Raw genomic sequence first — 16,328 nt, forward strand, 5'->3', positions numbered from 1 at the left:
CGCCTCAGGGGGCGGGGGCCGGTCCCCCGCCCCGTACCCGCGGTCAGTCCCGCTCCACGTCCACCGTCGTGAGCGAGGCGTACCGCTCGGGGTCCCGGCGCCGGATGCGGAGGGCCACGAGGAGGCCGGCCGCCAGGACCACGGGCAGCGGCACCAGGAGGGCCGTGTTCACGGCGCCGGTGCGGCCGGTGAGCAGGTCGAAGTGGACCACGGCGAGGACGGTGAGCAGGGCGAGTCCGGCGCAGGAGATCAGCGGCGCCCAGACGACCCGGGCGGCCGAGAGGCCCATCCGGTCGCGCCGGAAGTAGGCCCAGACGGCGAGCGCGGCGAGGGCCTGCATGCCCATGATGCCGAGGACGCCGACGCTGTTGGTCCAGAGGAAGACCTCGCCGTACGGGTCGGCGGCGAGGAGCGCCCCGGCGCCGACGATCGCCAGGTTGAAGCCGGTCTGGGCGACGACGGCGCCGCCGGGCGAGCCGTGCTTCCCGGAGACGGTGCCGAGGCGGCGGGGCAGCAGGCCCTCGCGGCCGAGGGCGTACAGGTAGCGGGCTCCGGCGTTGTGGAAGGCGAGCGTGGCGGCGAAGGCGCTGACGATGACGAGCCCGTGCATGGCGTCCGCCAGCCAGGGTCCCGCGTACAGCTCGGCGGCCCGGAAGGTGAGTTCGGGTCCGTCGGCGGCGCGGGCGAGTTCGACGGCCCTGTCGGTGCCGAAGGCGCCCATGATCAGCCAGCAGCCGAGGGAGTAGAAGACGGCGAGGAAGCCGATCGCGATGAAGGTGGCCCGGGGCACGGTCCTGCGGGGTTCGCGCACTTCCTCGGCGAAGATCGCGGTGGCCTCGAAGCCGGTGAAGGCGCCGATGACGAGGACGAACATGCCGGCGACGCCGCCGGCGGCGAGGGTGGAGGGGGCGAAGGAGGCGGTGTCGAGGGCGGCGGTGCCGCGGTCGCCGAGGATGCCGCCGTCCATGACGACGAGCGAGAGGACCTCCAGGACCAGGGCGACGCCGAGGACCTTGGCGCTGAGCGTGACCTTCAGCCAGCCGAGCACGCCGACGGCGAGGACGCAGAGCCCGGACAGCAGCCACCAGGGCACGTCGGCGCCGGTGGCGTCGCGGACGGATCCGGCGGCGAAGTAGCCGAAGGCGGCGGCGACTCCGGGCGTGACGAGGTTGTACGAGACGACGGCGACGTAGGCGGTGCCGACGCCGAGGGTGCGGCCGAGGCCGCGGGCGACGTAGGCGTAGAAGGCGCCGGCGTTGCGGACGTGCAGGCTCATCGCGGTGAACCCGGCGGCGAAGAGGGCGAGCAGGACGCCGGAGACGAGGTAGGCGAGCGGGGCTCCGGGGCCGCCGATGCCGATGGCGAAGGGGGCGACGCCGGCGAGGACGGTGAGCGGCGCGGCGGCGGCCACGACGAAGAAGACGAGGTCGAAGGTGCCGATCCGGCCGGCGGCGAGCCGACCGGCCGCGGCCTTGTCGGAGGACGTACGAGGGGTGGTGTCGGTGGTCATGCGGGCGCTCCGGCGGACGGGACGAGCGAGGGGTAGGTGTCGTCGGCGAAGGGTCCGACGATGTTTCCGGCGTGCAGCACGAGGAGCCGGCGGGGGTGGGCGGCGACGGCCTCGGGGACGGAACCGGCGGCGACGGCGACGAGGTCGGCGCGGGCGCCGGGGGCGAGGCCGTAGTCGGTGAGGCCGAGGGCGGCGGCGGCCTCGCCGGTGACGAGGGAGGCGGCGAGGGACAGTTCGGGGTCGGTCATGAGCCCGGTCCTGAGGCCGATGATCGTGGCGCGTTCGAGCATGTCGGCGGTGCCGTAGGGCCACCAGGTGTCGCGGATGTTGTCGGAGCCCGCGAAGACCCGGACGCCGTGCTCGCGCAGCCGGAGGACGGGCGGTACGGGGCCGCTCGGGCCGTTGGTCATGATCGCGACGCCGGCGGCGGCGAGGGCGGTGGCGGTCCGGTCGAGTTCGGTGTCGTCGACGCCGCCGAGGGCGTAGGCGTGGCTGACGGCGACCTTGCCGCCGAGGCCGAGGGCGGCGGTGCGGGCGGCGATGTCCCGCAGCTGGGCGGTGCCGGTCTCGCCGCCGTCGTGGAGGTGCAGGTCGATGCCCTTGCCGTGGCGCTCGGCGAGTCCGAAGACGGTGTCGAGCTGGCCGGCGGCGTCGCCGTCGAAGCCCACGGGGTCGAGGCCGCCGACGAGGTCGGCGCCGTCGGCGAGGGCGGCGTCGAGGAGTTCGGCGACGCCGGGCGCGGTGACGACGCCGGACTGCGGGAAGGCGACGAGCTGGATGCCGAGCCGGTCGCGGAACTTCTCGCGGACGTCGAGGAGGGCGTGCAGGTGGTCGAGGCCGGTGTCGGGGTCGACGTCGACGTGGGAGCGGACGTGTCCGGTGCCGAGGGAGACCATCCGGCGGGCGAGGGCGGCGGCCCGTTCGGCGACGGGCACCTCCTCGGTGTGCCGGGACTCCCGCTCGGCGGCGATCTGCTCCTGCAGGGTCGCGGTGGCCCGGTGCGGGCGCCAGGGGGCGCCGAGGAGGGTCTTGTCGAGGTGGGCGTGGCCGTCGACGAGGGCGGGCAGCAGCAGGGCGCCGCCGAGGTGGAGCGCGCCGGGCGGGGTGGGGCGGCCGGGGACGTGCGTCTCGACGGCGCTCACCCGGCCGTCCCGGAGATGGACGTCGGCGGTGCGGCCGTCGGGGAGGGTGGCCCCGAGGAGGGCGGTGGGCCTGGGCGGGGCGGAGGCCTCGCTCATGGTGTCTCCTTCGCAAGGTACGAGTCGCGGGGGCACGCGTCGGGATCCCCCTGGTGACCGCGGTGTGGCGCAAAGGTAATTGGTATACCGAATACCAGGCAATGCCTGGAGGCCCCTCACTTCGGGACCCTCCCGAACCGGTCTGCGAAGATCGGGGATGCAACACCGCCTCCGCGCCTCCCGACTGGAGCCCACCCGATGACCACCCCCCGCCCCACCGGCCGCGGCACCGCGATCGGGGACACCCACCTGTCCCTGCGGGAGCGGGTGTACGTGGAGCTGCGCGAGCGGATCATCGAGGGCGAGTACCCGGCGGGGCTGCGGCTCGTGGAGCGGGAGATCGCCGACGAGTTGCGGGTCTCCCGGGTGCCGGTGCGCGAGGCGATGCAGCGCCTGGAGTCGGAGGGCTTCCTCTCGGTGCAGCCGCGTCGGGGCTCGGTGGTCGCGGAGTTCGGCCCGGAGGACGCCGAGTACCTCTTCGACGTCCGGGAGAACCTGGAGGGCCTGGCCGCGCGGCTCGCCGCCCGGCACGCGAGCCCCGAGCGGCTGCGGGACCTGGAGCGGCTCCTGGCGCGGGGCCGGAAGGCGGCGGAGTCCGGGCGGCTCCGCGAGGCCGTCTCGCTCAACGCCGACTTCCACCGCCGGATCGTCGAGCTCTCCGGGAACCCGCTCCTGGTGGACCTCATGACCCCGCTCGACTCCCGGCTGCGCCGTCTCTTCCGGCTCACCTCGGCGCAGGCGGACGGCGAGCCGATGTGCGGGGCGCACGAGCGGCTCTACGAGGCGGTCCGCGACCGCGACGAGGACGGCGCGGAGGCCCTGGCCCGCGCCCACGTGGCCGACACCCGCGCCTCGACGCAGCGCCTGCTCGCGGCGCTGCCCGACGCGCCCCGGGGTCCCGCCTAGCCCGCCTTCCGCAGCGCCGTCCGGACGGCCGCCAGGTCCTCGCCCGAGGCGAGGCCCGCGTGGTGGAGGCGGAGTTCGGTCGCGCCCGCCTCGCGGGCCCGCTCGGCGTCCCGGGCCGGCGACCCGGGCGTGCCGCCCATGCCGGTGACGATCGGGAGGTTGACGGCGAGGACGGTCCCCGCGCTCGCGTGGCCCGACTTCACGCGCCGAGTTCCTTCACCAGGGCGCGGCCGCGCTCGACGAGCCGGGCGAGCGCGTGGAGGTGCTCGGGGGCGGGCTCGCTGAGCGGGGGCCGCACCGGGCCGACGTCGAGGCCCTCCATGCGTACCGCCGCCTTGACGAGCGAGACGGCGTATCCCCGGCCCTGGGCGCGGAGTTCGACGAGCGGCCGGTAGAAGCCGTCGACCAGCAGGTTGACGGTGGCGTCGTCGCCGGAGGCGAGGGCCCGGTGGTAGGCGAGGGCGAGGGCGGGGGCGAAGCAGAAGACGGCGGAGGAGTAGAGGGTGACGCCGATGCCCCGGTAGGCGGCGCCGGTGAGTTCGGCGGTCGGCAGGCCGTTGAAGTAGAGCAGGTCGAGCCCTGCGGCGCGGACGGCGCTGATGATCCGCTGCATCAGGCCGAGGTCGCCGAGGCCGTCCTTGAGACCGATGACGCCGTCGGTGCGGGCGAGGGCGACGGCGGTGTCGGGGGTGAGGACGGCGTTGTCCCGCTGGTAGACGATGACGTCGAGCGAGGTGGCGGCGGCGAGTTCGGTGTAGTGGCGGAGCAGCCCGGCCTGGTCGGCGACGACGAGGTACGGGGGCATGGCGAGGAGCCCGTCGGCGCCGGCCTCCTCGGCGAGGCGCGCGTACCGGACGGCGAGGGCGGTGCCGTAGCCGGTGCCGGCGACGACGGGGACGCGGCCCGCGGTCTCCTCGACGGCGGCGGCGACGCAGTCCCGGAACTCCTCGGGGGTGAGGGCGTGGAACTCGCCGGTGCCGCAGCAGGCGAAGACGGCCGCCGCGCCCGTGTCGACGCCGGCACGGACGTGGGCGCGGAAGGTGGCGAGGTCGACGGAGCCGTCGGGTGCGAAGGCGGTGACGGGGAAGAACAGCAGGCCGTCGAGGCGGCCGGCGAGCGGGGCAGTGGTCACGAGCGCTCCCAGGGAAGTCCGTCGTACATAGTTATGACTTTCATCCATATACATGAACGCTGACCTCAGGCACGCTAGAGCAGCCGCGATCGGCCGGTCAAGGCGATTGCGCGCGTCCGTCAAGCTTCTTGACGCTCCGTCGGGCGCCTCCCTAGCGTGTCCATGGATGTGAATGCCACTCAGGTGACTGCCACTCGACGGAGGAGACCCGCTCCATGACCGCACCCCGCACCGTCCTGCTCACCGGCGCCGCCGGGGGCGTCGGCACCCTGATGCGGGAGCTGCTGCCCCCGTACGGCCACGAGCTCCGTCTCCTCGACGTCGCCCCCGTCCCCGGCGCCCCGGACGCGATCACCGCCGACCTCGCGGACCGCGCGGCGCTGCGCGATGCCGTCCGGGGCGTCGACGCGATCATGCACCTGGCGGGCATCTCCCTGGAGGCCGACTTCGACAAGATCATGGCCGCCAACATCGCCGGCACGCACCACCTCTACGAGGCCGCCCGCGAGGAGGGCGTCCGGCGCGTGGTCTTCGCCTCCAGCAACCACGCGGTCGGCTTCACCCGGCGCCCGCGCGAGGGCGAGCCGCCGATCCCGGTCGACACCCCGCACCGGCCCGACACCTTCTACGGCCTCTCCAAGTGCTTCGGCGAGGACCTGGCCCAGCTCTACTGGGACCTGCACGGGATCGAGACGGTCTCCCTCCGCATCGGCTCCTGCTTCCCGGAGCCCACCTCGGTACGGATGCTCTCGATCTGGCTCAGCCCCGCCGACTGCGCCCGTCTCCTGCACGCCGCCCTCACCGCCGAGGACGTGGCCCACACCCTCGTGTACGGCTCCTCAGCCAACACGCGCGCGTGCTGGGACCTCTCCACGGCCCGGGCGCTCGGCTACGCGCCGGAGGACGACTCGGAGGCGTACGCGGAGAAGCTGATCGCCGAGAAGGGCCTCCCGGCCGAGGGCAGCGCGGACGATCTCTACCTGGGCGGCCACTTCTGCGTGGACCCGCCCCGCTGGCCGCACTGAACGGGCCGCACCGGGCAGGGGGCTCCGGCGGCGCCGTACAGGGGGGTACGCAGGACCCGGCCGGACTGATACGGGGGAGCCGGCCGGGGCCCGGGCCGCGGTGCGCCTCGGCGCACGTGACCAGCTCACCGTAGGCGCGGTCGAAGATCATCGCGAGCCGCGGAACGCGGCAGCTGTCCGGATTGCGCGGTGGGTTGGCGCAAAGAAGCAGGCGCGCACACGGCGATGCGCCCCCTGTCTTTCCGGTGCGCCCCCGTCAGCGGCCCGCCCGGAGCGTCCCGGACGGCGACTCGCCGAACTTCTCCCGGTAGCGGGCCGCGAACCGCCCCTGGTGGGCGAAACCCCAGCGCCAGGCCACCTCGCTCACGCTCACCTCGTCCGGTGCGGCCGCCCGCAGCTCCTCGCGGACCCGGTCGAGGCGGACCTCCCGCACGTACGCCATCGGCGACATCCCCACGTACTCCCGGAAGGACTCCTGGAGGCGGCGGACGCTCACCCGGGCCAGGGCGGCGAGTTCGGTGGTCGTGAACGGGTGCTCGGGGCGCTCCCGCACCGCGTCCATCGCGCGCTTGACCGGGGCCGGGCGCCGCGCCTCCCCGGGATGGGCGAGCGCCTCGCGCCAGGGGTGCTCGGCGGCCAGGAGCAGCCCGTTGAGCAGGGCCTCCTGCAAGGGCCTGGCGACCAGCTCGTGCGTGGCGAGCCCCTCCCCGGCGAGCGCCTCGGCCGCGACCTGGCGGGCGAAGCGGACCCAGCTGAGGCCGGGACCGCGCGTGATGTCCAGGCGGGGCGCGAAGGCCAGCGGGCCGCGCGGTGCCCGGCCCATCAGCTGTTCGAGGCGGTCGCGCAGCTCGGCCGCGCCGACCTTCACGGACAGGGTCCGGCAGTCCCCGCTCCAGCGGTCGAGGAAGGTGTCCCCGGCCGGGTCGAGCAGCAGCGCGTCACTGGACGTCGCGACGATCGGGGAGCGGCCGCCCTGGCGCATCTCCATCCTGCCGCTGAGCGGCGCGTTCAGGTGGTACGCGCCGAGCTCGCCGAAGCTCATCCGGACGTCGGCGCCGCAGCTGAGGTCGCCGATGACCAGCGGCCCGAGCGCCACCGTGTCGAAGCGGGCGGCGAAGGGCCGCCGCTCCCGGTCGACGACGGCCATCCGGTTCGCGTAGTAGCGCGCGTCGAGCTCCTCGCGCGCCGCGTCCACGTCGTCCGTCCGGAACGAGCTCCCGCCCACAGCACCCGCGCCGCGCGCGGCCCCCACACTCCCCATGGATCGAAAGAATATTCATATGACGGATCTGACCGGGAACGGCAGGATGCGCGGCATGCCACGACCTCATGGATTCGCCTACGAGCAGCGACGCGACGGCTCCGTCGTCCTCACCCACCAGGGCCGCGCCGCGGGCGTGCTGCGCGGTGGGCGGGCCGGGAAGTTCCTCGCGGAGGTGGAGGCGGGCGACGCCCAGCTGGTCATGGCCCGCTGGACGGGCGCGTACCGCTTCGGCAACGAACGCCGGGCCAGGAACCACCCCCGTAACCGGACCGGCCGAACCTGACGTGGGTAAGGGAACGGCAAAGGCGCCCGGATCGTTAGCCCTGGCATGACCGCTATGACCCCCGGCTCGAACATCCCTCTCACCGCCGCGCGCGTGGCGGTGGACGTGGCCGCCCCCGTGCGGCTCGACGTCTCGGGCCTGCTGCTCGGCGCCAACGGCAAGGTGCGCTCGGACGACGACTTCATCTTCTACAACCAGCCGGCCGGGCCCGGTGTCACCTACCGCTCCGGCGGCGGGACCGCGCCCGACGCGATCCTGGTGGACACCGGCGCCCTCCCCGCCGGCATCGAGCGGATCGTCGTCACCGCGAGCCCGGACGCCGCCGGCCAGACCTTCCAGGGCATCGAGCCCACGGCCACCATCCGGAACGCGGACGACGGCGCCGTGATCGCCACGTTCACGCCGCCGCAGCTGGCCACGGAGACGGCGCTCGTGGTCGTCGAGATCTATCTGCGCAACGGCGCGTGGAAGGCCCGCGCGGTGGGCCAGGGGTACGCGAACGGGCTGGCCGGCATCGCGACCGACTTCGGCGTCTCGGTGGACGACGAGCCCGCCGCCGCCCCGGCGCCGACACCCGTCGCCCCGCCGGTGCCGCCCGCGCCGCCGGCCGCCGCGCCGGTGGACCCGCGCATCGCGGCCCAGGCGCCGCCGGCCCCGGCCGCTGCCCCTGCCGCGGGCCCTGTCTCCACGGGCAAGATCAACCTCGACAAGGGCCGGGTCAGCCTCCAGAAGAACCAGACGGTGTCCCTGGTCAAGGGCGGCCGGCCGCTGCTCTCGCAGGTCAAGATGGGCCTCGGCTGGGAGCCCGCCTACCGGGGCAAGGACATCGATCTGGACGCCTCCGTCATCGCGTACGGCCCGCAGCGCAACCACCTGGACAGCTGCTACTTCGGCAAGCTGACCATCCTGGGCGGCTCGGTCAAGCACTCCGGCGACAACCTCACCGGCGAGGGCGCCGGCGACGACGAGGTGATCACGGTCGACCTCGGCCGTCTCCCCGCCGACGCCACCGGCCTGGTCTTCACGGTCAACTCCTTCTCCGGCCAGAAGTTCACCGAGGTCGCCAAGGCCTACTGCCGGCTGATCGACGCGGCGACGGGCGAGGAGCTGGTCCGCTTCGACCTCACCTCCGCCGAGCCGCAGACCGGCGTGATGATGGCCAAGCTGATCAAGCAGTTCTCCGGCGAGTGGGAGATGACGGCGATGGGCGAGTTCGTGAAGTCGCGGACCGTCCGGGGCATGGTGAAGCCGGCCGCCCAGGCGCTCTGAGCGGCCGGGTCCCCCCGGTCAGAACAGCGCGCTGTAGGCGTTGAGGGCGGGCTGGCCGCCGAGGTGGGCGTAGAGCACGGTCGAGTCCCGGCCGATCTCTCCCCGGCCCACCAGATCGACCAGACCCGCCATCGACTTCCCCTCGTAGACGGGGTCGGTGACCATGCCCTCGGTGCGGGCGGCCAGCCGCATCGCGTCGAGGGTGGTCTCGTCCGGGATGCCGTACACCCCGGCGTGGTAGCGCTCGTCCAGCTCGACGTCGGCCGCCGTCACCTCGCGCTCGACGCCGATGAGGGCGGCGGTGTCCCGGGCGATCCGGGTGATCTGCTCGTGCGTCGGTACGGGCTTCGCCGAGGCGTCGATCCCGATGATCCGGCGGGCCGGTCCGCCCTCCTCGGCGAGCGCGGCGAAGCCCGCGACCATGCCGGCCTGGGTGGAGCCGGTCACCGAGCAGACGACGACCGTGTCGAAGAGGACGCCGAGCTCCCGCTCCTGCTCGGCCACCTCGTACGCCCAGTTCGCGAAGCCGAGCCCGCCGAGCCGGTGGTCGGAGGCGCCCGCCGGGATCGCGTACGGCTTCCCGCCGCCCTCCTCGACCTCCCGCAGGGCCTGCTCCCAGCTCTCCTTGAAGCCGATGCCGAACCCGGCCTTCACCAGGCGCACGTCGGCGCCCGCGAGGCGGCTGATCAGGATGTTGCCGACCTTGTCGTAGACGGAGTCGGGCCAGTCGACCCAGCTCTCCTGGACGAGGACGCACGCGAGTCCCGCGCGGGCGGCGACGGCGGCGACCTGGCGGGTGTGGTTGGACTGGACCCCGCCGATCGAGACGAGGGTGTCGCAGCCCTGGGCGAGGGCGTCGGCGACCAGGTACTCCAGCTTGCGGGTCTTGTTCCCGCCGTACGCGACACCGGAGTTGCAGTCCTCGCGCTTGGCCCAGAGGGTGGCGCCGCCGAGGTGATGGGTGAGCCGTTCGAGCGGGTGGACCGGGGAGGGCCCGAAGAGGAGCGGGTAGCGGTCGAAGTCGGTGATCGGCAAGGCGGGCTCCCGGTGGGTGACGGCGACTGGTCGACGGTCCTGGACGCGCTGGGGCCCTACGGAGCCGGGGACTCCCCCGGTGCCGAGGAGGGCGCGGGGATGCCCGTGACCTCGGCCACCTCGATGGCGTCGTCCGCGAGCTGCTCCAGGGCGGCCCAGATCTCCGTGGTGACCCGCACCGCCGCCTCCGCGTCCCCCGCCGCGCACGCGTCGATGAGCCGGGCGTGCAGTTCGGCCGATCCGCAGCTCCCGGCGTCGCCGAAGAGACGCCGCTCGACGCGGCGGATCAGGGGGGTGTAGCGGGCGATCGTGGCGGCGGCGGCGTGGTTGCCGCTGGCGACGACGAGGACCTCGTGGAGCTCGTCGTCGGCGTGGAGCGCGGCCTCGACGTCGGAGGCGCGGACGGCCGCGGCGAAGCGCTCGTTGGCCTCGCGCATCGTCCGGATGCCCTCGGGGCCGAGCAGCGGGACACCGGTCCTGGCGGTGAGCTCGTGCATCACCCGCACCACCGAGGCGGCGTCCCGGACGACCCGGCTGACGGGCCGGGTGACCCGGGTGTAGCTCTGGGGCTTGGACTCGACGAGCCCTTCGTCGCCGAGCCGGGCCAGGGCCTCGCGCACGGGTGCGCGCGAGAGCCCGAGGCGGTCGGCGAGATCGGCGTCCTTCAGCGACGCGCCGGGCGCGAGGTCGCCGCGCACGATGGCCTCGCGCAGCGCCTCGTACGCCCGGTCACGCAGCAGGGTCCGGCCCACGGGCCGCAGAGCGTCCATGGACTGGCATGTTAGATGTCAGTCCATGGAGCTGACCAGGGATCAGTTTCGGCCGCGACGGCCCCGACCGCCTCAGCGGCGGGGCTGGCGGCGCCAGGGGCCGGTGATCGCGACCATGATGCCCGGGGTCTGGATGTTGGCGAAGAGCGTGTCGCCGTCGGGCGAGAAGACGACGCCGGTGAACTCGCTGTCGTTGAGGTCGTTGCGGGCGATCGGGTAGGTGCGGCCGGAGTCGGTCGCGCCGAAGAGGTGCTGGACGCCTTCGCCGTCCTCGGCGATGACGAGGCCGCCGTACGGGGAGACGGTGATGTTGTCGGGGCCGTCGAAGGCGCCGTCCTGGTCCGGGGCGGTGTTCACCCCGAGGAGCACCTTGAGGGTGAGGGTGCGGCGCTTCGGGTCGTAGAACCAGACCTGGCCGTCGTGCGCGGCTCCGGGGCTCTCCTCGCGCGCGTAGGAGGAGACGACGTAGGCGCCGCCGTCGGCCCACCACATGCCCTCCAGCTTGCGGGCGCGGGTGACCTGGCCGTCCGTGAACTGCTTGCGGACGGGGGTGGTGCGGGCGTCGCGGTCGGGGACGTCGACCCAGTCGACGCCGTAGACGGTGCCGATCCGGGTGGCGCGGGACAGGTCGTCGACGAAGCGGCCCGAGGAGTCGATGCACTTGAAGGCCTGGAGCACGCCGGCGTCGTCGGCGAGGGTACGGAGCCTGCCGCGGCCGTGCTCGAAGTCCTGCGGCGGCACCCAGCGGAAGAGCAGCCCGTTGGGGCCGGACGCGTCCTCGGTGAGGTAGGCGTGGCCGTGCTTGGGGTCGATCACGACGGCCTCGTGGGCGTACCGGCCGAAGGCCTTGACCGGCTTCGGGTCGAGGTTGGCGCGGACGTCGCGCGGGTCGACCTCGAAGATGTAGCCGTGGTCCTTGGTCATGCCGTTCTTGCCGGCCAGGTCCTCGGTCTCCTCGCCGGTCAGCCAGGTGCCCCAGGCGGTGCGGCCGCCGGCGCAGTTGGTGGAGGTGCCGGCGATGCCGACCCACTCGGCGACGGTGCCGTCGCGGTGCACCTCGACGACGGTGCAGCCGCCGGCCGCGGCCGGGTCGTAGACGAGGCCCTCGGTGAGCGGCACGGGGTGCTCCCACTTGCTGCGGGGGCCCTTGAGCTCGTGGTTGTTGACGAGGTACGTGGCGCCGCGCGGGCCGGCGAAGGCGGCGGTGCCGTCGTGGTTGGAGGGGGTGAACTCGCCGGACTCCAGGCGGGTCACGCCGCTGTGGGTGACGATGCGGTACGAGAACCCCTCGGGCAGGGCGAGCACTCCGTCGGGGTCGGCGACGAGCGGCCCGTACCCGAGCTCGTGGCCGTGCCCGTGGCCGGCCCCGAACGCCTCGGGCTCGTCGGAGGCGAGCGCCTCGGGGGCGGTGGCGAGAGCCCCGACGACACCGGTGAGGGCGAGGCCCGCACCGGCGACGGCGGACTGCTTGGTGAACTCTCTGCGATTGAGCGGCATGGTGGTGGGGTCTCCCTGTGATGGCCGATTCTCGCGGGCCACCCTCCCGCGTCCCCGAGAACACCGCCTGAACACCGCGGGAACACCACCGGGCATCCCCCACCGCCGGCCCCGCGGGGTGCGCCCTCGCGTCAGGCCCCCGAAGACCCCGACCGGGAGCGCGCCTTGAAGGCCGCCTTGCGGGCCTCCTTCGCCGAGGTCTTGTCGCGGTGCAGGCGGCCCATCGCCTCCAGGACCTCCGCCGTCGCCGGGTGTTCGACCCGCCAGGCCGCCTCGAAGAAGCCGCTGTGGCGGCCGGTCAGGCCCTCGATGAGTTCCTGGAGCTCCTCCAGGTCCCCGTCCGAGTCGAGCTGGGCCGCGATCGTGTCGATGGCCAGCCAGAAGATCATCGACTCCGGCGGCGCGGGCACGTCCGCCGCGCCGCGCTCCGCGAGCCAGACCCGGGCGAGGCCGCCGAGTTCCGCGTCGTCGAGGACCTCCCGGACGGCGGGCTCCGCCTCGGCGCCCAGCAGGGAGAGCGTCTGCTGGCAGTGGAGGCGGCGGAGCGGGGAGCCCGCGTCGGCGCCCCGCGCGGCGTGCAGCAGCTCGCGGGCGGCGCCGAGCGCGTCGCGGCCGGCCAGCCACGCGGCGGTCTCCTCGCGGGCGGCGGCGGGCGGGTAGCCGGCGATCCCGTCGAGGAGGACGTCGGCGCCCTTGTCCGTCAGGTCGCCGACGGCGGGCGCGTCCACCCCGGCCTCCAGCATCCGGGCCCGGATGCCGTAGAGCCCGAGCGGGGTGAGCCGGACCATGCCGTAGCGGCTGACGTCCTCGTCGTCGACGGGCGGCGCGGGCTCCTCGCCCTCCTCGGCCATCAGGGCCTCGTCGACGGGCTGGTACGCGACGAGCCCGATCGGTTCGAGCAGCCGGAACTGCTCGTCGAGCCGCATCATCGCGTCCGAGACCTGCTCCAGGACGTCGTCGGTGGGCTCGCCCAAGTCGTCGGGGACGACCATCGACGCGGCGAGCGCGGGCAGCGGTACGGGGCCTTCGCCGGCGCCGCCCTCGCTGACGGTCAGCAGGTAGAGGTTGCCGAGGACGCCCTCCAGGAACTCGGCCTCCGCCTCGGGGTCCCAGTCGAGCGCCTCGATGTCGATCTCGCCGTCCTCGCCGACGAGCGCGTCCAGGTCGTCGAGGACGGGCGCGACGGCGTCGGCGAAGACGGCGTCGAAGCCGTCGAGCCAGAGCCCGAGGACGTCCTGCGGCGAACCGCCCGTGACCAGCGCGAGGTTCTCGCCGGGCTCGGCCCGCCCCGGCAGGTCCTCGGCCTCCCCGTCCTCGACGGCGACGAGTCCGGTGTCGACGGCGAGCCGCCAGGCGTCGCCGGCCCAGGTCTCGCCGTCCTCGTCGTCGGCGAGGCCCAGGACCTCGGCGGCCTCGGGGAGCTGCTCGTCGACGAGTTCGCCGCCCGCGTCGACCCGGGTCTCGGGTCCGGCCCAGCGGGCGAGCCGTACGGCCTGGGCGAGGAGGGGGGCGGCCAGGGCGTCCCGCGCCAGCTCCGCGTCCGCACGCAGCCGAACGGGGGGAAGGGTGGGGTGCTCTGACATCTGGGGGGTCTCCTCGACACGTACGGGGGTGGGGTGGGTGAAGGCGAAGGCGCTCGGAGAGCGGTCCTCAGCGTAGACGCATCCGGGACCCCGTCCGTCGGTTCACGGATCCGTCAGCCTTCGTACACCCGTCGACTCTTGACAAGTGCACTGCTCTCACAAGAGATTGACGCGCGTAGATTCATCTGCCGTTCCTCCAAGCACCCTCGGAGCCTCTTGATGTCTTCCTCCATACCGAGATCCGCCGCGGTCTCCGCCGTCGTCGCCGCCGCCCTCGCCTCCGGTCTGCTCGCGGGTTCGGCGAACGCCGCCGCGGAGGACGCCGCCGCCGGCGTCCGCATCCACGACATCCAGGGCACGACGCGCGTCTCCCCCCTCGTCGGCAAGCAGGTCACCGGTGTCACGGGCATCGTCACCGGCGTCCGCACCTACGGCTCTCGCGGATTCTGGATCCAGGACCCGAACGCCGACGACAACGCGGCGACCAGCGAGGGCGTCTTCGTCTTCACGAGTTCCGTCCCGACCGTCGCCGTCGGCGACGCGGTCAGCGTGAACGGCACGGTCACCGAGTACGTCCCCGGCGGCCTGAACTCCGGCAACCAGTCGCTGACCCAGATCTCCAAGCCCGTGATCACGGTCGTCTCGAAGGGCAACCCCGTCCCGGCCCCGGTGACGATCTCCGGCTGGTCCGTCCCCGAGGAGTACGCCCCCGAGGGCGACCCCGCCGCGGGCGGCTCGATCAACGGCCTGACGCTGGACCCCGAGACGTACGCCCTGGACTACTACGAGTCCCTGGAGGGCACCAACGTCCGGATCGACTCCTCGCGGGTGGTCGGCGCCACCGACCCGTACGCGGAGCTCTGGGTGACGGTGAAGCCCTGGGAGAACGACAACGAGCGCGGCGGCACGGTCTACGGCTCGTACGAGTCCCAGAACACCGGCCGGCTCCAGATCCAGTCGCTGACCCCGCTGGCCCAGCAGCCGTTCCCCAAGGCGAACGTGGGCGACCGGCTGACCGGCACCACCGAGGGCCCGCTCGACTTCAACCAGTTCGGCGGCTACACGCTGACCGCCCGCACCCTCGGCACCCTCGTCGACGAGGGCCTGGAGCGCGAGACCACGGACAAGCAGCACAAGAACGAGCTGGCCGTGGCGACGTACAACGTCGAGAACCTCGACCCGACGGACCCGCAGGAGAAGTTCGACGCGCTCGCGAAGGCGGTCGTCGAGAACCTCGCCTCGCCCGACATCGTCGCCCTGGAGGAGATCCAGGACAACAACGGCGCCAAGAACGACGGCACCGTCGCCGCCGACGTGACGGTCAAGAAGTTCACGGACGCGATCGTGGCGGCCGGCGGACCGGCGTACGAGTGGCGCTCGATCGACCCGCAGAACGGCAAGGACGGCGGCGAGCCCGGCGGCAACATCCGTCAGGTCTTCCTCTTCAACCCCGAGCGGGTCTCCTTCACCGACCGCGCGGGCGGCGACGCGACCACCGCCACCGCCGTGACGGGCACCAAGGGCCGTGCCGCGCTGACCCTCTCCCCCGGCCGGATCGACCCGTCCAACGCCGCCTGGGAGGCCAGCCGCAAGCCGCTCGCGGGCGAGTTCGTCTTCCGCGGCCGCACGGTCTTCGTCATCGCCAACCACTTCGGCTCGAAGGGCGGCGACGAGTCCATCGTCTCCCACCACCAGCCGCCGAACCGTTCCTCCGACGCCAAGCGACTGCTCCAGGCGCAGGCCGTCAACGCCTTCGTCAAGCAGATCGAGGCCGTCGACAAGCAGGCCGACGTGCTGGTGGTCGGCGACATCAACGACTTCGAGTTCTCCGGGACGACGCAGGGGCTGACGGACGGCGGCGCGCTGTTCCCGGCCGTGAAGTCGCTGCCGCTCAGCGAGCGCTACTCGTACGTGTACCAGGGCAACAGCCAGGTCCTCGACCAGATCCTGACCAGCCCGGGCGTCCACCACTTCGAGTACGACAGCGTCCACATCAACGCCGAGTTCGCCGACCAGGACAGCGACCACGACCCCCAGGTCCTGCGCTTCCGCCCGTAACGACGAATTCCGGTCACACGCCCGCGTCGAGACTCAGCGCGGGCGTGTACCGGCGTACCCGGCTGCCGACGAGCCCCGGGTACTCGTGCACCTTCCGCCAGGCCTCGCTGAGCGGGGCGTACTCCGCCTGCCACTCGACGTGGGCCTGCTCGCTCTCCCACTCGGCGAGGTTCAGGACGCGGGTGCCGTCCACGGACCGGTGGAAGTGCGCGCCGATCCCGCCGCGCACCGCCCGCTTCCCCTCGTCGTCGGCCATCGCGGTGAGCACCGCGTCCACCCAGGCCTCCTGCCGTCCGGCGTCCGGCCCGTCGAAGTCGACCTCGACGGCCGCGATCGCCCCGGGCACCGCGCCCGCGCTCTCCTCGCCGAGGACGGCGCTGCGGTGCGGCGCCGCGTAGCGGTGCAGCGCCACCCGTTCGATGCCGGGGACGGCCGCGTCGATCTCGGCGTTCCGGTCGCCGCGATATCCGGCGACGAACGCGTCGTAGGCCTCCTGGGCGGTCCACTGGGAGTAGTGGAGGAGCGTGTCCCCGTCCGTGCCGATGTAGACGCTGTACGAGAGCAGCCCCAGGTCGGGCCATTCCTTGCTCTCCCAGGTCCTGCGGATGGCCTCCACGGCCGCCCGCTGCCGCTCGGGGGTGGCGACCCGCCAGGTGCTGGCCAGGACGGCGCCGACGCCGGGGCGGCGGAGGTCGGGGCGGGCGTCGGGGCGGGTGACGGCGTTCATGGTGGGTCTCCTGTTCCTCGGGTGGCACCAC

General features: G+C 73.6%; 14 protein-coding genes and 1 pseudogene. 5 read left to right on the top strand and 10 right to left on the bottom strand.

What is annotated here, in order from left to right:
* Nucleotides 1-43: 43 nt before the first annotated feature.
* Nucleotides 44-1,510 carry an APC family permease gene (locus tag AB5J54_RS10050; RefSeq protein ID WP_369143569.1) on the bottom strand — a complete coding sequence of 489 codons (1,467 nt, stop codon included), beginning with the start codon at nucleotides 1,508-1,510 and terminating at the stop codon, nucleotides 44-46.
* Nucleotides 1,507-2,748: an amidohydrolase gene (locus AB5J54_RS10055; RefSeq protein WP_369143570.1), complete on the bottom strand. Its 1,242-nt coding sequence runs from the start codon at nucleotides 2,746-2,748 to the stop codon at nucleotides 1,507-1,509. The genes AB5J54_RS10050 and AB5J54_RS10055 overlap by 4 nt, the downstream gene beginning before the upstream one ends.
* A gap of 198 nt (nucleotides 2,749-2,946) precedes the next feature.
* Between AB5J54_RS10055 and AB5J54_RS10060 the strand changes: the two genes are divergently transcribed.
* Nucleotides 2,947-3,654: a GntR family transcriptional regulator gene (locus AB5J54_RS10060; RefSeq protein WP_369143571.1), complete on the top strand. Its 708-nt coding sequence runs from the start codon at nucleotides 2,947-2,949 to the stop codon at nucleotides 3,652-3,654.
* Here AB5J54_RS10060 and AB5J54_RS10065 read toward each other — a convergent pair.
* Together AB5J54_RS10065 and AB5J54_RS10070 are read right to left on the bottom strand one after the other, a co-directional pair.
* Nucleotides 3,651-3,836 (bottom strand): annotated as a pseudogene (locus AB5J54_RS10065) (hypothetical protein); the annotation flags it as partial. The gene AB5J54_RS10060 and the pseudogene AB5J54_RS10065 sit on opposite strands and share 4 nt — an antisense overlap.
* Before the next feature lie 17 nt (nucleotides 3,837-3,853).
* Entirely contained in the window at nucleotides 3,854-4,786 is a 933-nt protein-coding gene (locus tag AB5J54_RS10070; RefSeq protein ID WP_369143572.1) for a 5-dehydro-4-deoxyglucarate dehydratase, read from the bottom strand.
* A 215-nt stretch (nucleotides 4,787-5,001) separates the two neighbouring features.
* Between AB5J54_RS10070 and AB5J54_RS10075 the strand changes: the two genes are divergently transcribed.
* A complete protein-coding gene (locus tag AB5J54_RS10075) occupies nucleotides 5,002-5,811 on the top strand; it encodes an NAD-dependent epimerase/dehydratase family protein (protein WP_369143573.1) in 810 nt (269 codons plus the stop codon).
* Nucleotides 5,812-6,067: 256 nt separating this feature from the next.
* On the opposite strand, the gene AB5J54_RS10080 is transcribed toward AB5J54_RS10075, so the two are convergent.
* Entirely contained in the window at nucleotides 6,068-7,072 is a 1,005-nt protein-coding gene (locus AB5J54_RS10080; protein ID WP_369143574.1) for an AraC family transcriptional regulator, read from the bottom strand.
* Nucleotides 7,073-7,127: 55 nt separating this feature from the next.
* Here AB5J54_RS10080 and AB5J54_RS10085 point away from each other — a divergent pair, with 55 nt between their 5' ends.
* The gene (locus AB5J54_RS10085; RefSeq protein WP_369149278.1) at nucleotides 7,128-7,358 is read left to right on the top strand and encodes a hypothetical protein; all 231 of its coding nucleotides are present in this window, start codon (nucleotides 7,128-7,130) and stop codon (nucleotides 7,356-7,358) included.
* Between the two features lie 45 nt (nucleotides 7,359-7,403).
* The gene (locus AB5J54_RS10090; RefSeq protein ID WP_369143575.1) at nucleotides 7,404-8,627 is read left to right on the top strand and encodes a TerD family protein; all 1,224 of its coding nucleotides are present in this window, start codon (nucleotides 7,404-7,406) and stop codon (nucleotides 8,625-8,627) included.
* A gap of 18 nt (nucleotides 8,628-8,645) precedes the next feature.
* Here AB5J54_RS10090 and AB5J54_RS10095 read toward each other — a convergent pair whose 3' ends face one another.
* The 4 genes from AB5J54_RS10095 to AB5J54_RS10110 all read right to left on the bottom strand — a co-directional run bounded on the left by AB5J54_RS10095 (nucleotide 8,646) and on the right by AB5J54_RS10110 (nucleotide 13,512).
* Nucleotides 8,646-9,662 (bottom strand): 1-aminocyclopropane-1-carboxylate deaminase, encoded by a 1,017-nt coding sequence (locus AB5J54_RS10095; protein WP_369143576.1) that lies wholly within the window; start codon nucleotides 9,660-9,662, stop codon nucleotides 8,646-8,648.
* A 56-nt stretch (nucleotides 9,663-9,718) separates the two neighbouring features.
* On the bottom strand, nucleotides 9,719-10,432 hold the full coding sequence (locus AB5J54_RS10100; protein WP_369143577.1) for a GntR family transcriptional regulator: 714 nt from the start codon (nucleotides 10,430-10,432) through the stop codon (nucleotides 9,719-9,721).
* A 72-nt stretch (nucleotides 10,433-10,504) separates the two neighbouring features.
* Complete coding sequence (locus AB5J54_RS10105) at nucleotides 10,505-11,929, bottom strand: alkaline phosphatase PhoX (RefSeq protein WP_369143578.1); 1,425 nt, start codon at nucleotides 11,927-11,929, stop codon at nucleotides 10,505-10,507.
* A gap of 131 nt (nucleotides 11,930-12,060) precedes the next feature.
* Nucleotides 12,061-13,512: a hypothetical protein gene (locus AB5J54_RS10110; RefSeq protein ID WP_369143579.1), complete on the bottom strand. Its 1,452-nt coding sequence runs from the start codon at nucleotides 13,510-13,512 to the stop codon at nucleotides 12,061-12,063.
* A 219-nt stretch (nucleotides 13,513-13,731) separates the two neighbouring features.
* On the opposite strand from AB5J54_RS10110, the gene AB5J54_RS10115 reads away from it, so the two are divergent.
* Nucleotides 13,732-15,570 carry an endonuclease/exonuclease/phosphatase family protein gene (locus AB5J54_RS10115; RefSeq protein WP_369143580.1) on the top strand — a complete coding sequence of 613 codons (1,839 nt, stop codon included), beginning with the start codon at nucleotides 13,732-13,734 and terminating at the stop codon, nucleotides 15,568-15,570.
* Between the two features lie 13 nt (nucleotides 15,571-15,583).
* On the opposite strand, the gene AB5J54_RS10120 is transcribed toward AB5J54_RS10115, so the two are convergent.
* A complete protein-coding gene (locus AB5J54_RS10120) occupies nucleotides 15,584-16,297 on the bottom strand; it encodes an antibiotic biosynthesis monooxygenase (protein WP_369143581.1) in 714 nt (237 codons plus the stop codon).
* Nucleotides 16,298-16,328: the final 31 nt, after the last annotated feature.

Source organism: Streptomyces sp. R44 (assembly GCF_041053105.1).
In the GTDB taxonomy this organism is placed as follows: Bacteria; Actinomycetota; Actinomycetes; order Streptomycetales; family Streptomycetaceae; genus Streptomyces.

What these genes read in the sequence shown, in the direction of transcription:
- AB5J54_RS10115 (WP_369143580.1), top strand. Translation starts at nt 13,732, where the DNA reads ATGTCTTCCTCCATACCGAGATCCGCCGCGGTCTCCGCCGTCGTCGCC.
- AB5J54_RS10080 (WP_369143574.1), bottom strand. Translation starts at nt 7,072, where the DNA reads ATGGGGAGTGTGGGGGCCGCGCGCGGCGCGGGTGCTGTGGGCGGGAGC.
- AB5J54_RS10120 (WP_369143581.1), bottom strand. Translation starts at nt 16,297, where the DNA reads ATGAACGCCGTCACCCGCCCCGACGCCCGCCCCGACCTCCGCCGCCCC.
- AB5J54_RS10050 (WP_369143569.1), bottom strand. Translation starts at nt 1,510, where the DNA reads ATGACCACCGACACCACCCCTCGTACGTCCTCCGACAAGGCCGCGGCC.
- AB5J54_RS10055 (WP_369143570.1), bottom strand. Translation starts at nt 2,748, where the DNA reads ATGAGCGAGGCCTCCGCCCCGCCCAGGCCCACCGCCCTCCTCGGGGCC.
- AB5J54_RS10075 (WP_369143573.1), top strand. Translation starts at nt 5,002, where the DNA reads ATGACCGCACCCCGCACCGTCCTGCTCACCGGCGCCGCCGGGGGCGTC.
- AB5J54_RS10090 (WP_369143575.1), top strand. Translation starts at nt 7,404, where the DNA reads ATGACCGCTATGACCCCCGGCTCGAACATCCCTCTCACCGCCGCGCGC.
- AB5J54_RS10060 (WP_369143571.1), top strand. Translation starts at nt 2,947, where the DNA reads ATGACCACCCCCCGCCCCACCGGCCGCGGCACCGCGATCGGGGACACC.
- AB5J54_RS10105 (WP_369143578.1), bottom strand. Translation starts at nt 11,929, where the DNA reads ATGCCGCTCAATCGCAGAGAGTTCACCAAGCAGTCCGCCGTCGCCGGT.
- AB5J54_RS10100 (WP_369143577.1), bottom strand. Translation starts at nt 10,432, where the DNA reads ATGGACGCTCTGCGGCCCGTGGGCCGGACCCTGCTGCGTGACCGGGCG.
- AB5J54_RS10110 (WP_369143579.1), bottom strand. Translation starts at nt 13,512, where the DNA reads ATGTCAGAGCACCCCACCCTTCCCCCCGTTCGGCTGCGTGCGGACGCG.
- AB5J54_RS10085 (WP_369149278.1), top strand. Translation starts at nt 7,128, where the DNA reads ATGCCACGACCTCATGGATTCGCCTACGAGCAGCGACGCGACGGCTCC.